A 12,842-nucleotide genomic window follows, 5' to 3' on the forward strand; every position below is an offset into this window, starting at 1 on the left:
AGCCGTAACCATGACTGAAAGCCTGGCCTTCGCCAATGCCGCCGCCGCGCTGGGAATCGGCCTGCTGGTGGGGCTTGAGCGCGAACGGCGCAAAGGCGAGGGCGACCGGCGCGACTTCGCCGGCCTGCGTACCTTCGCCATCACGTCCGTGCTCGGCTACCTGGCGGTCCAGGCGGGCGGTCCCTTGTTGCTGGGGGGCATGACGCTCGCCCTGGGCGCATTGGTCGCCGTGGCCTATTGGCGAAACCTCGACAAGGATCCGGGGATCACCAGCGAGGTGGCCTTGTTCGCAGTATTGGCACTGGGCGCGCTCTGTGCGAGCGCCCCAGGCCTGGCGACCTCGATTGGGGTGGTGATGGCCGGGCTGCTCGCCAGCCGCCAGGCGTTGCACCACTTTGCCCGCAACCAATTGACGGCCACCGAGATGCGCGATGGCCTGGTGCTGTTGATCGCCGCGCTGGTCGTGCTCCCGCTGGCACCGGATCGATTCCTCGGGCCTTATGACGCCATCAACCTGCGCAACCTGTGCACCCTCACCGTCATGCTGATGGCGGTGGGTGCGCTGGGGCATGTCGCGGTTCGAACCCTGGGGACCCGCTACGGCTACGCCCTCAGTGCGATTGCCTCGGGATTCGCCTCCGCCACAGTGACGGTCGCGACCATGGGTGGCATCGCGGCCAAAGACCCGATCAATCTCAAGGTGGTGAGCGCCGCGGCAGTGTTATCCAACCTTGCGACGGTGGTTCAAATGGGCCTGATTCTCGCAGCCGTGGACCCCGCGCTGCTGCGTTGGATGTGGGGGCCGCTATTGTGCGGGATGCTGATGGTATTGCTCTATGCCAGCGTGCTGATGTTTCCCCGGCCAAGGGCGCGGGCCGATGAAACCATCAAGCACAGCGGCGCCTTCAGCCTCAAACTGGCGATGACGATGGTCCTGGCGATGGCCGCTATCACCGTCCTCTCGTCGGCGATGCTCGATGCGTTTGGCCAGGCCGGAGTGACCGTCACCGCGATTTTCAGCGGGTTGCTCGACGCCCATGCCTCGACGGCCTCCATCGCTTCCCTGGCCAAGGGCGGGTTGTTGCCCTTCGACGGCGTCGCCGTACCGGTGCTGATGGCGCTGAGCAGCAACTCCCTGAGCAAATGCATCGTAGCCTGGCTCAGTGGCGGGCGAAGGTTCGCCGGGTATGTGATTCCCGGCCAGGTGCTGGTCACACTGGCGATGTGGGCGGGGCTGTTGCTCCCGAGTTTGTCAGCCTGAATGATGGCTGCTTGATGAAGATCAAGTCCTGTCTCGGGCAGGCGTCCATTCTGGAAACCTCAATCCTTTAAGTGGCTGTCGCCACGTGCCGAGGTGTTCCATGTCCCAGACTCAACGTTTGTTGTTATTGGCGCCCGACGCCATGATCCGTACGCCGGCGTTCGACCGCGCCACCGAGTTGGCCCTGGCGTTGGACTTGCCCCTGCACATTGTGGCGATCCACTACCTGGAGGTGCTCTCGGTGGCCGGCCTGTTCGCCCCGGAGCAGGTCAAGCAAGCGCGTGAGGGTTATCTGGAAACCCATCGGCATTGGCTGTGGCAACAGGCCGAACTGGCGCGCCGGCACGGCGTCGAGGTGACCTGCGAGGTGGTGTGGAGCAAGGATGCCTTCCAAGCCTTGCAGCAATACGTCAAGGAGATGCCGATGGCGTTGATCATCAAGGACGCGCAGCCGGAACCGGCAATGAAGCGGGTGTTTTTCACACCCCTGGACTGGCGCTTGCTGCGCGACTGTCCGGTGCCAGTGCATCTGGTTACGGACGCTCGTAACCCGCGGCCTCGGCGGGTCCTGGCGATTGTCGATGTGCTGCGCAGCGAGGAGCAGGACCTGGTGTTCAACGACCGGATCGTCGACGCCGCGGTCAAACTGGCGGAACAATGCAACGCCCAGGTTGAATTGCTGCACGCCTTCGATTGGACGGCTGTCTACGCCTCGGATATGGGCATTGGTGCGCTGCCCCTGGCCACCGGGCTCTATGAAGCGTTGGGCCAGGCACAGCACGAGGTGTTCGAGTCCCTGGCCGAGCGGCACGGGGTCGCACCGCAGCAGTGCCACTTCATCGAAGGGGCGCCGCTGAACAGCATTTGCACGTTCGCCACCGATCACCAGATCGATGTCATCGTCATGGGCACCACGGCGCATCGTGGCCTGGACAAGCGCTTGGGCACCACCGCTGAGTTGCTGCTGCAACGGGCGCCCTGCAGCGTATTGGCGATCAAGCCGCAAGCGTGATTGGCGCAACGCCGCGCGAGGCCATGCCAAGGCCTCGCGCCGCGTCCGGGATCAAAGGTAGAGCCGGTGGATGACCTGCCGGGTGTCGTCGGGATCGCTGTGGGTTTCAAAACCCAGGCTATGGGCCAAGTCCCGCATTGGGGCATTGCTGGCCGCATCGACGGAGTACATCTGGCGATAGCCGTTTTTACGCGCGGTGTCGATCAGGTGCTCCATCAACAACGTCCCCAGTCCCAGGTGTTGCCAAGGGTCGGCGACCGTCACCGCACACTCGCATTCGTGTTCCTGGGTCGCGCAATAGCGGCTGACACCGATCTCGATCAACTCGCCGTTGTCATGGACCAGCGCGATGTAGGCCATGCGCGTCTTGCAGTCGACGTCCATCAAGTTATCGAGCAGCGCCGCGCCCGGCTCATTGATCTGCGCCAGGAAGCGCATGTGCCGGGACTCCGGTGACAGGCGCATGATGAAGTCGTATTCGCGCTGGCGATCCTGCTCCCTGAGCGGGCGGATCAAGACATGCCGGCCGTCCTTGAGTGCCTGGATCCAGTGTTTGCCACTGATGCTGGCATACAGGGCAGCGGCGCGTTCGTTGTGGTCTTTGACAGTGAGCATGGTGCGATCCTCCCTCGGATGTGCACGTGCGGTGCGATAAGAAGCTACGCATTCGGTACTGTTCTACGCCCGCCACGGCGATCGATTCTGATCTGGATCAGTGCCTGCGTATCCGCCCGTCGATTGCCCGGCCTTTGATTCAGATCAAACCGTCCGGGGCTTGGGATGACGACTTTGCCGACGCCCTGCGCGAATCGCTGCATGCGGCGTTTATCAGCCTGGCCGGGCACTGTGGCGTACCGGCGGAGCGTCGGCACTTCGTCGTTGGCCTGCCAGTGCCGGTCATCCAGGAATTCATCGACGAATTCGAGGCCGACGTGGTGGTGATGGGCACAGTGCACCGCGCCGGTCTTGAGCGTTTGATTGGCAGCACGACAGAACGGGCCTTGTACTCGGTGCCGGGCAGTGTGCTGGCGGTCAAGGGATGAGTACGATGGCCCCGTTGACCTGTCCGCTCCTCAGGTGTTCCAGCGCTTGGTTGGCTTGGACCAATGGGTAGCAGGTCACGTTGCAATGCACGGGGGTGCGCTGGATCTGTTCGAAAAATGCCAGGCCGTCCGCGCGGGTCAGATTGGCCACTGAGCGCACGCTGCGCTCCTGCCACAACAAGCGATAGGGGAAGGCAGGGATGTCGCTCATGTGAATGCCGGCGCACACCACGCAACCGCCTTTGGCGGTGGCTTGCAAGGCCAGCGGCACCAGTTCGCCGACGGGGGCGAAGATCAGGCTGGCGTCCAGCAGATGGGGCGGGAGCTGATCCGATGCCCCGGCCCAGGTCGCGCCCAGCGAACGGGCATAGGCCTGGCCGGGGTCATCACCGGGGCGAGTGAAGGCATAGACTTGCTGGCCCCGGCCCACGGCGACCTGGATCGCCAGGTGCGCAGCGGCGCCGAAGCCATAAAGGCCCAAGTGAGGGGCGTTTTGCGCCATCTGCAAGGCCCGGAAACCGATCAGCCCTGCACACAGCAAAGGCGCGGCTTCGGCGGCCTCAAGCGTATCGGGGAGGGGGAAGCAGAATCGCGCATCGGCAACGGTGTAGTCGGCATAGCCGCCGTCCAGCTGGCAGCCGGTGAACAGTGCCTGGTCGCAGAGGTTCTCCCGGCCCGAGCGGCAGAACTCACACATCCCACACGTCCACCCCAGCCAGGGCACGCCTACCCGTCGGCCGATCCAGTCCGGGGCCACCTGCGCGCCGACGGCGGTGACCTCACCGACGATCTCGTGGCCCGGCACCCGAGGCAATCGAGCCTGGGGCAGTTCACCGTCGAACAGATGCAAGTCGGTGCGGCACACACCGCAGGCTTGCACCTCGATCAGCAGTTGCCCGGCGGCCGGCGTCGGTTGAGGGCGTTCCTCCAGTTGCAAGGGCTGGCCAATCGTATGCAGGACCATGGCGCGCATGAGCATTCTCCTGTGTGAGCGGGCGCTCGCCATGCCAGTGAGCGGCGCCAGGGCATCGAGCAAGCACCTTGTATGACCTTAGCGTCCCTGGTTCTGATGTAAATGGTTCTGATGTAAATCAAGTCACCCTTATTCCCGCGTTCCAGAATCAGGCATGGCAACCCTGTGTCTTTGCGGAGGACGTGATGAGCGATTTCTCAGCCCCGACCAACTGGAAGGTATTGACGCCTACTGGCGTGCGTTCAATGACCTGGCCGTAGGGCAGTTCTTAACATGATCCTGATCACCGGCCCCGGTCGGCGGCCCGGCCATCGTCGCCCAGAGCTACCTTGCGGGGAGCTTCACCCAGTGTTATCCCTCGGGGGAGCAGAATGATACGAACTGCCATCACCACCCCCACCAGCACGCCAGCAAGACCTGACGCTTCCAGAAGCGTTGGTAGCCGGTGATGAAACAACAAGCCCAGTAGTGTGGCAAAGAGTGATTCCAGGGATATCAACTGCCCGGAAAGCACCATGGGAAGGCGACGGGACGCCGCGTTCCAGGCCCAGGCCCCGATGACTGACGACATCAGCGCAATCACAAAACCCCAGGCGTACAGGTGTCTCGCCACGCAAATACTGAAACCCAGGCTTGGCAGCTTGAGAAGATCGAGCGCTTGCGCCGCCGGTAACAAGCACAAGGTGCCGATTCCTGCGCCGACCATCATGAGACCGGTCCAGGCCCCCGAAGCGCTGGCCGATAGATTGACCAAGGCGCCCTGGTTCAACCAACTGAATACGAGCCATAAGAGCACTGCACCGATCGAGAAAAACACGCCCGTCAACCATGAACCGTCGTCGCTCGGGGGCTGCTGGATGCTGCTGATGTTCGACAGCAATAGCCCTCCTGTTAAAAAGGCCAGGGGTATCACCAGTCTGCGCCATTGAAGGGTTTTGTGGGTGGCATTGCCGAGCAGTGCCTGCAAGACCGGCACCATGCCAATGAACGCCGGGGTCAGTACCGGCCCGGCAAACATGACGCCTGCGGCAATGCAACTGCTATAGCCGAGGTACCCGATGACCCCCAGGCTTGCGCCAAGTAGCAGTTGGCTACGGCGCAGGCGCCGAAGCTGGGTCCGATAGCCCACCACGACAGCCGCACCCAGCGCCCCGGCGATCAGGAACCGGATGATCAACAGATCGTGGATCGTGTAGGCACCGACGACGTAAGGCGCAATGAAATTCAACGCCCAGCTCAGCGTCGCGACGATGGCAAGGCTCACGCCGGCGAGGGTGTTCGAGTAGGCATTGGGCATTCATGCATATCCTTGAGGCATTGAGCGCATGTTGCACAGCATTGCCGCTATGCTACAAACGAGTTCTCGGCCCTGGATGCATTACCTCTGATTATGAATACCCTTGGAAAGTCATTACCGCCGCTTGCCAGCTTGTTGCCCTTCGAAGCGGCTGCGCGCCTGGAAAGTTTTTCCAAGGCCGCCGAGGAACTGCACATTACCCAGGCGGCGATCAGTCGGCAGATCCGTGGGCTCGAAGAGGACCTGGGGCTGAAACTTTTCTGCCGTCGTAACCGCGCCGTTTTCCTGACCCCGCAAGGGCGTGAGTTGGGACGTGTGGTGAGTAACGCACTGCAAAGCATCAGTGCCAGTGCTGTCAGCCTTCGTCAATCGCCAGGTAAAAACCGCGTCGTTTTGCTGTGCCAATTATGCGAAGCGTTCTACTGGTTGATGCCGCGGCTCTCGACGTTCCACCAGCGATACCCGGAAATCGAGATCCAGGTGGCCACATCCACCGGGCCGCTGACTGAGTTCAATGAGCATTTTGACGTAGCCCTGCAAAGCACAGGACGACCCAGCGGCACCCATGGCTTGATGTTTACCGCCGCTGATGAAGTATTTCCCGTATGCAGTCCTCATTACCTGCGTTCCCACAAAACGTTGCAAGTCCTTGACCTGAAGTCCCACATTCTTTTGCACTATCACGCTACGCCGCCTCATTGGATGCACTGGAGGGCCTGGTTCCAGGCGTTTGGACAGTCGCTCGACGACGTTCCCAAGGGCTCGCTGTTTGATAGCTATCCCTTGATGCTCCAGGCGGCTGTCGAGGGGCATGGCATCGCATTGGGGTGGCGGCGCACCGCCCAAGGGCTGCTTGAGAGCGGTGCGTTGGTGAGACCTTGCGCAGAAAGCGTCCCATTGCCTGACGCGATATCGGTGTTCAGCCGGCCGGGCGGGGAAGGTCGGGTTGAGGTAAGCGCGCTGCTCGACTGGCTTGAAGGTGAACTGGGAAGTGATCGTCAGGCCGGCTTCGGCCAGTCGCGGTTAAACCGGTGAGGCCGCCATGACGGATAAAGTATTGGGTATCCATTGTGGCCGGGTCAGAACGGCCCCAGCTTGAGCGGGTATTGGATGACGATATACAGCCGGTCGATGTCATCGCCGCCCTGGCTGCTGTTGGCGCGATGGGTGACGTGGGACAGTTGCAACGACAGGTCCTTGGCCGGGCCTGACTGCACGATGTAGTGCAGGTCCAGGTCGCGCTCCCAATGGCGTCCGCCAGCGCCTTGTTGCGGCCTGTAAGTGCCGGTGTCGCTATCGAACGGGTTGTAGGCGCCGCCTTGGGGGGCATGGCTGCCGTCGATCCCGCGTCCAGTCACATAGCGGGCCATGAAGCTCAGGCCGGGGATGCCCAAGGTGTCCAGGTCGAGGTCGTAGCGCGCTTGCCACGAGCGCTCGCCGGGGCCGTTGAAGTCGGCATATTTGATCGAGTTGGCCAGGTAGATGGAGTCGCCGCCGACGAAATCGAAGGGTGTGTCGCCGTTGATTTTCTGATAGGCCAGGGTAAACGCCTGGGCATTGAACCGGTACTTGCCGCTCAGGCTATAGGCTGTAGTGTCGATGGCCCCGGCAATGGCCTTGCCATCGTCGCGGGTGTGATACAGGTTGGCGTCGAGGAACAGTTCGCCAACGGTGGCATGCAGATTGGCATAGTACTGGCGCCAGGTATCGCTCAGTTCGGAGGCGTAGAGTGCACCGCCCAGGGCTTGGCCGGTGAACAGGTCGGCGCCGATGAAGTCGATGACACCGTGGCGCGTCGTCGCCCCATACCCGGAAAAATCACCCTTGCTGGTCGAGGCGTCCTGATTCTTGAACGCGCTGAAGTGGCCTGCCTGCAGGGCGACCCCTTCGAACTCGCGGCTGGAGAGTAGCAGGCCGCTGGCGTATTCGGGTTGCAGGCGCTTGTCTGCGGTATCGAATACCGGGCTCTGCACAGTCATTTCGCCGACCGCCAGGGTGGTGCGTGAGGCGTTGAATTTCAGCGCACCGCCGGCACTGGAGTAGTGGTCCTCGCTTCGCCCATTCTCATCCAGCGGTAATAATCCCGTTCCGGAGTGCCCCTTGCCGCCGTCCAGTTTCAACCCCAGGAACCCGTGGGCATCGATGCCTACACCGATCGTGCCGGGGGTGAAACCGGACTCGAACGAGGCGATGAAGCCCTGGGCCCACTCCTGTTTGTAGCTTTTGCCTGCCGGGGTCGGGGCGCGATAGTCATTGTTGAGGTAGAAGTTGCGGCTGAGGACTTGCAGCGTCGCTCCGTCGAGAAAGCCAGGCGTGCTTTGCGCGAGTTCCGCTGCCATCGCCGGTGCGGTGCCGCTTGTGAGCAGGGCAAGCAGCCAGAGCGGCTTCAGGGCGGCGGGTGAGTGGTGTGGTGCAGGTAACATGCTTCATTTCCAAGTGAAGTTGGGCGGGTGAGGGGGCGGTACTACGCGCAGCCAGGTGGGAAGTGTCCGGCGCGGCGCAGGGTGGCCGAGCAGCTTTGCGCTTGAGAAACCAGGTCTGGGCAGAGGGCTTCATTCTTGGGCGTGGGGAGCGAGCGTGCGAGTTAAACGTTGTTAATTGCGGGCCGCTACATCATTGGCTTTACCATTCGTCAACGAGCCATCCTGGCATTTCTTGACAGCCATCGCGCCTGGGTAAATACTTGCCGCTCATATTCATATATATGACTAGATAACAAGGTGAATAAGGTCGATGAAATCTCTCTCCAGTGATGCCCGCCTGCCGCTTTATCAACGTTTACGCGACCAATTGGCTGAGCAGATCGCCAATAACCGTTGGCGCCCGGGGGAGGCGATTCCTACTGAGGCGGCACTTTCAGCCGAATACCAGTTGTCTACCGGCACGGTGCGCAAGGCCATCGATGCGCTGGTCAGCGAGGGCGTCCTGGAGCGCCAGCAAGGGCGCGGCACCTTCATTCGCCGGCCGCAATTCCAATCGTCGTTGTTCCGTTTTTTCCGCTTTCAAAGCGCTTCAGGCGAACGCCGGGTTCCCGAGAGCCGGATCCTGTCCGTGGAGCCGGTGGCCGCGCCTTCGGCGGTGGCCCAGGCGCTGGGACTGCCGACGGATGCGCCGGTGATTCGCATCGTGCGGGTGCGTCTGCTGGATGTGGCGCCGGTGCTCGCCGAAGAAATCTGGCTGCCCCGTAGCCGCTTCCAAACCTTGCTCGAAATCGACCTGAGTCAAAAGGGCCCGTTGCTTTACCCCATTTATGAAGAGGTTTGCGGCCAGGTTGTCGCCTATGCCGAAGAAACCCTCACCGCCGAATCGGTGAATGAGGTGTACGCGCGATTGCTGCAAGTACCGGTCAACAGCCCGGTGGTGGTGATCGAGCGTCTGGCGCGGGACTACGCCGGCAATCCTCTGGAGTGGCGACGCTCGCGCGGGCACGCCGAGCATTTCCGCTACCGCGTGGAAATCCGCTGACCCCACCTGGCTAGCGGCGAGTCGGTCGCCGCTGTCCCTACCGTTTTGTTTGTCATGACTGGCCCTGTAGCGGCGCGGTTCGCTCTCGGCTGCCTTTCGTTCCACCCATAAGGATAACAATCATGTTCAGTTGGTATCGCCAAGTCACTGCGCGGGAGCGCAAAACGTTTTGGGCTTGTTTCGGCGGATGGTCGCTCGATGCGCTGGAAGTACAGATGTTCGGCCTGGCGATCCCGGCGTTGATCGCCGCGTTCGCCTTGAGCAAGGGCGATGCCGGGCTGGTCAGCGGCGTGACCCTGGTCACTTCGGCCATTGGTGGTTGGGTCGGCGGGACGTTGTCGGACCGTTACGGTCGGGTGCGCACGTTGCAGTGGATGATCTTGTGGTTTTCGTTCTTCACCTTTCTGTCGGCATTCGTCACAGGCTTCCACCAGCTGTTGATCGTCAAGGCGCTGCAGGGCTTCGGGATTGGCGGGGAATGGGCCGCCGGCGCAGTATTGATGGCCGAGACCATCAACCCCAAGTATCGCGGCAAGGTCATGGGCACGGTGCAAAGCGCCTGGGCGGTGGGTTGGGGGCTGGCGGTCGGCGTCTTCACGCTGATCTACTCCCTCGTGCCGCAAGACATGGCCTGGCGGGTGATGTTCGTCGTGGGCCTGCTGCCGTCGTTGCTGATCATCTGGGTGCGGCGCAACGTTGAAGAGCCCGACAGTTTCCAGCGCCTGAAAAAAGACAACGTCATCCCGCAAAGTTTCTTCAAATCCCTGGCCGGCATCTTTCGCCCCGAGTTGATCCGCGTGACCTTGTTTGGCGGGTTGCTGGGGCTAGGGGCGCACGGTGGTTACCACGCGGTGATGACCTGGTTGCCGACCTTTCTCAAGACCGAGCGCAACCTGTCGGTACTCAACTCCGGCGGCTATCTGGCGGTGATCATCTTCGCCTTCTGGTGCGGCTGCGTAGTCAGTGGCCTGTTGATCGATCGCATTGGACGTCGGAAGAACATCGTGTTGTTCGCGCTGTGCTGCGTGGTCACCGTGCAGTGTTATGTGTTCCTGCCGTTGACCAACACCCAGATGCTGTTCCTGGGGTTCCCGCTCGGCTTCTTCGCGGCCGGTATTCCGGCGAGCCTCGGAGCGTTTTTCAACGAGTTGTACCCGGCGGATGTGCGCGGTGCCGGTGTGGGGTTCTGCTACAACTTCGGCCGGGTGCTCTCGTCGGTGTTCCCGTTCCTGGTCGGCCACATGAGCGATTCCATGTCCTTGGGCTCGGCCATTGGCATCGACGCCGGGATTGCCTACGGCGTGGCGGTGATCGCGGCGCTGTGCCTGCCGGAAACCCGCGGCCGCAGCCTGGAAGCCACTGCGGCATCGGCGCCTGTGGTGGAGAGTGACGGCCAGGGCGCCCGAGCCTGATTTTCCTTATTGTCGATAGATGAAACCCATGGTTGATATCCGTACTACGCCGATCACCGGCATTGACTGCCACGCCCACGTATTCAGCCGTGGGCTGGAACTGGCGGCTGTCCGGCGCTACACACCTGACTATGACGCTACGCTCGCTCAATACCTGGGCCACTTGCACGCCCATGGCTTGAACCATGGGGTGTTGGTGCAGCCGAGCTTTCTTGGCACCGATAACCGCTACCTGTTGGCTGCATTGCGGCAAGCACCGGAGCAGTTGCGCGGGGTCGTGGTAGTGGAGCGAGACGTCAGCCGGGCCGAGCTGGACGACATGGCCCGGCTGGGGGTGGTCGGTGTGCGCTTGAACCTGATGGGCAAGGCGTTGCCTGATTTTCGTGACGTTGCCTGGAACGGTTTTTTGCGTCATCTCGCCGAACTGGATTGGCATGTCGAGCTGCATGCCAACCTGGCGGACTTGCCAGGGCTGATCGGTCAACTGTTGCCGTTTGGCGTCCGGTTGGTGGTCGATCACTTCGGTCGCCCGGATGCGCGTCTGGGGTTGGATCAACCTGGCTTTGCCCATTTGATGGAGTTGGGGCAGGGCGGGCAGGTGTGGATGAAGGTGTCCGGTATCTATCGATTGGGTGCAACAGCCCCGCGAAACCTTGAATTCGCCCGTGCTTCGTTGGCGGTGCTGGAACGCAGCTTTGGCCCCGAACGCCTGGTGTGGGGCAGCGATTGGCCGCACACTCAGCATGAAGCGCATGTCGGCTTCGAGACGGTCATGGCGCAGTTGCGTGCATTGGAGTGTTCGGCGTCGCTGATGCATGCGTTAATGGTCCAGGCACCCCAGGCGCTCTTCAAGTTTTGAGGTGTGCAGATGCGTAGGGGGCGGCACTTGCCATATCACCGTATTGCGGCATCAGCATCGTCAGCGTGGTCACGGCAGCCAGCGGATCGAGCTGGCTGCCACTGGTCTGTTTAGATCGCCGACGCCGGCAGTTCGGCCGCAGACTGTGAAGCAATGGCGTTCACGATATGGGGAAGTGGACCGATATGCCCACCTGTTCCTTGAGGTGATCCCGTCCGAATTAACAGCTCTCTCATGTGTCTTGGCGTTATTACCGTGCCCTTTCTTTTAAACCATGACTGCACCGCAATGACGGCTCCCGCTACAACTGCCGTGGCCGCAGAGGTTCCTGCAAAAGTTGAGGTATAAGTCTTCGTAGGCCCTCCATTAAAAAGATCACCCTTGCCACAAGTGGCTACATAGCCATCACCCCACCCCTGTAAATGTATCGGGCTACCATATGTAGAAAAATAGAAGCGATTACGGCCTGTCCGAGTTCCAGCGCCGACGCGAATGCTCCCATTATCCCCACGACCTCTATATTCATCATAGAACGGATGGTCTAAATCTTCACCGCTATTGCCGGCGGCGGCGACAACAATAATTCCAGCGTCGGTGGCCTGTTTCGTTATATCCCAAACACCTCTATTGAAATCAGCGGGTACAAGTTCGTTCTCACGGCCGCCAGTTTGCATTTCATATATAAATACGTCCCCTGCCCTTAAATGCTTCAAGCCCTCAGCAATACCGCCAACACGGCCAAGAGGCCCCTGCGAAATCCCATAAAATACATCAGCATCATAGGCAGCGCCCAGCATGCCAAATCCATTGTTTCTAGCAAAGACGATACCAGCAACTGCAATGCCGTGGTCATTAGTACTCCCACCAGGTAATGGGACGAGCTCTATAAAATTAGAGCCTTCCAGATCTTCATGATCAACAAAAGGGCCGTTTTCGATATCTGCACATCTGATTCCTTGCCCTGTGGCCTCAAATAATCGCCAGGCATTCATGGCATCTATACCGATAACATTTGATCCCGAATCACCTTGGAGATAATCTTGCCGATCAACAAAGTCCGGCGTTGTACTCGTGGGGCCTGCTGACATGCATTCGCCTGACGGCGTTGGAGCAGGCTCGACTGGATCAGGCACAGGTTCGACTGGTTCGATCTCGACATATTCTACAATAGCCATATTCTTCAACGCGGTTGCGAGGTGCTGCACTTCTTCGAATGGCATGCAGGGGGCGTTTTTAATATAAACGAGCCCCTTGTATTGAGAGAAATCAATGCTGTTTTCTTCGTTTTTTATTTCGCCTGTCTCTGCCAAATCCGGAATGGCATGGCGATATTCCAAGTTAGATAAAAAACTCGCATCCTCTGATATTTTTTCTGATTCATTGAAAAATATCTTTCCATTTACTACGTTGGAAATACTGGCTGGAGTGAACTTCACAAGCAAATTATAGGTTTTGTTCATCACGCACTCTCCATGGGGCTATCCTGAGAAGTGCTGTTGTGAAAACTACAACCAAGGCTG

Annotated in this window: 11 protein-coding genes and 1 pseudogene; 7 read left to right on the forward strand and 5 right to left on the reverse strand. The window is 60.5% G+C overall.

Features of this window, described 5'->3' with window-relative positions:
- The first annotated feature begins 10 nt into the window (after window positions 1-10).
- Both BT116_RS23265 and BT116_RS23270 read left to right on the forward strand, forming a co-directional pair.
- Window positions 11-1,261: an MgtC/SapB family protein gene (locus BT116_RS23265; RefSeq protein WP_072347399.1), complete on the forward strand. Its 1,251-nt coding sequence runs from the start codon at window positions 11-13 to the stop codon at window positions 1,259-1,261.
- Between the two features lie 100 nt (window positions 1,262-1,361).
- Window positions 1,362-2,273 (forward strand): universal stress protein, encoded by a 912-nt coding sequence (locus BT116_RS23270; RefSeq protein ID WP_072347401.1) that lies wholly within the window; start codon window positions 1,362-1,364, stop codon window positions 2,271-2,273.
- Between the two features lie 51 nt (window positions 2,274-2,324).
- Here the strand turns inward: BT116_RS23270 and BT116_RS23275 are convergent, their stop codons facing one another.
- Window positions 2,325-2,888 carry a GNAT family N-acetyltransferase gene (locus BT116_RS23275; RefSeq protein WP_072347403.1) on the reverse strand — a complete coding sequence of 188 codons (564 nt, stop codon included), beginning with the start codon at window positions 2,886-2,888 and terminating at the stop codon, window positions 2,325-2,327.
- Window positions 2,889-3,040: 152 nt separating this feature from the next.
- Here BT116_RS23275 and BT116_RS23280 point away from each other — a divergent pair.
- Window positions 3,041-3,316 (forward strand): annotated as a pseudogene (locus BT116_RS23280) (universal stress protein); the annotation flags it as partial.
- On the opposite strand, the gene BT116_RS23285 reads toward BT116_RS23280, so the two are convergent.
- Together BT116_RS23285 and BT116_RS23290 are read right to left on the reverse strand one after the other, a co-directional pair.
- Window positions 3,306-4,289, reverse strand: a complete 984-nt coding sequence (locus BT116_RS23285) for a zinc-dependent alcohol dehydrogenase family protein (protein WP_072347405.1) — start codon at window positions 4,287-4,289, stop codon at window positions 3,306-3,308. The pseudogene BT116_RS23280 and the gene BT116_RS23285 overlap by 11 nt on opposite strands.
- A gap of 283 nt (window positions 4,290-4,572) precedes the next feature.
- Window positions 4,573-5,586, reverse strand: coding sequence for a DMT family transporter (locus tag BT116_RS23290; protein WP_072347407.1), 1,014 nt, complete (start codon window positions 5,584-5,586; stop codon window positions 4,573-4,575).
- 93 nt (window positions 5,587-5,679) lie between these two features.
- Here BT116_RS23290 and BT116_RS23295 point away from each other — a divergent pair, with 93 nt between their 5' ends.
- Window positions 5,680-6,621, forward strand: coding sequence for a LysR substrate-binding domain-containing protein (locus BT116_RS23295; RefSeq protein WP_072347409.1), 942 nt, complete (start codon window positions 5,680-5,682; stop codon window positions 6,619-6,621).
- Between the two features lie 44 nt (window positions 6,622-6,665).
- On the opposite strand, the gene BT116_RS23300 is transcribed toward BT116_RS23295, so the two are convergent.
- Window positions 6,666-8,009: an OprD family porin gene (locus BT116_RS23300; protein ID WP_072347411.1), complete on the reverse strand. Its 1,344-nt coding sequence runs from the start codon at window positions 8,007-8,009 to the stop codon at window positions 6,666-6,668.
- 310 nt (window positions 8,010-8,319) lie between these two features.
- Between BT116_RS23300 and BT116_RS23305 the strand changes: the two genes are divergently transcribed.
- From BT116_RS23305 to BT116_RS23315, 3 genes are all read left to right on the forward strand, one after another.
- Entirely contained in the window at window positions 8,320-9,051 is a 732-nt protein-coding gene (locus BT116_RS23305) for a GntR family transcriptional regulator (protein WP_072347413.1), read from the forward strand.
- Between the two features lie 122 nt (window positions 9,052-9,173).
- A complete protein-coding gene (locus BT116_RS23310; protein ID WP_072347415.1) occupies window positions 9,174-10,463 on the forward strand; it encodes an MFS transporter in 1,290 nt (429 codons plus the stop codon).
- A gap of 28 nt (window positions 10,464-10,491) precedes the next feature.
- Window positions 10,492-11,322 (forward strand): amidohydrolase family protein, encoded by an 831-nt coding sequence (locus BT116_RS23315; protein WP_072347417.1) that lies wholly within the window; start codon window positions 10,492-10,494, stop codon window positions 11,320-11,322.
- Between the two features lie 110 nt (window positions 11,323-11,432).
- Here BT116_RS23315 and BT116_RS23320 read toward each other — a convergent pair whose 3' ends face one another.
- The gene (locus tag BT116_RS23320; RefSeq protein WP_072347419.1) at window positions 11,433-12,782 is read right to left on the reverse strand and encodes a S8 family serine peptidase; all 1,350 of its coding nucleotides are present in this window, start codon (window positions 12,780-12,782) and stop codon (window positions 11,433-11,435) included.
- Window positions 12,783-12,842: the final 60 nt, after the last annotated feature.

It is taken from the genome of Pseudomonas sp. NFACC16-2 (assembly GCF_900119205.1).
GTDB classification, from domain to species: domain Bacteria; phylum Pseudomonadota; class Gammaproteobacteria; order Pseudomonadales; family Pseudomonadaceae; genus Aquipseudomonas; species Aquipseudomonas fluorescens_Q.

Bases quoted from the DNA above. Each gene is read 5' to 3' on its own strand.
- BT116_RS23265 (WP_072347399.1), top strand. From the start codon at position 11: ATGACTGAAAGCCTGGCCTTCGCCAATGCCGCCGCCGCGCTGGGAATC.
- BT116_RS23270 (WP_072347401.1), top strand. From the start codon at position 1,362: ATGTCCCAGACTCAACGTTTGTTGTTATTGGCGCCCGACGCCATGATC.
- BT116_RS23275 (WP_072347403.1), bottom strand. From the start codon at position 2,888: ATGCTCACTGTCAAAGACCACAACGAACGCGCCGCTGCCCTGTATGCC.
- BT116_RS23285 (WP_072347405.1), bottom strand. From the start codon at position 4,289: ATGCGCGCCATGGTCCTGCATACGATTGGCCAGCCCTTGCAACTGGAG.
- BT116_RS23290 (WP_072347407.1), bottom strand. From the start codon at position 5,586: ATGCCCAATGCCTACTCGAACACCCTCGCCGGCGTGAGCCTTGCCATC.
- BT116_RS23295 (WP_072347409.1), top strand. From the start codon at position 5,680: ATGAATACCCTTGGAAAGTCATTACCGCCGCTTGCCAGCTTGTTGCCC.
- BT116_RS23300 (WP_072347411.1), bottom strand. From the start codon at position 8,009: ATGTTACCTGCACCACACCACTCACCCGCCGCCCTGAAGCCGCTCTGG.
- BT116_RS23305 (WP_072347413.1), top strand. From the start codon at position 8,320: ATGAAATCTCTCTCCAGTGATGCCCGCCTGCCGCTTTATCAACGTTTA.
- BT116_RS23310 (WP_072347415.1), top strand. From the start codon at position 9,174: ATGTTCAGTTGGTATCGCCAAGTCACTGCGCGGGAGCGCAAAACGTTT.
- BT116_RS23315 (WP_072347417.1), top strand. From the start codon at position 10,492: ATGGTTGATATCCGTACTACGCCGATCACCGGCATTGACTGCCACGCC.
- BT116_RS23320 (WP_072347419.1), bottom strand. From the start codon at position 12,782: ATGAACAAAACCTATAATTTGCTTGTGAAGTTCACTCCAGCCAGTATT.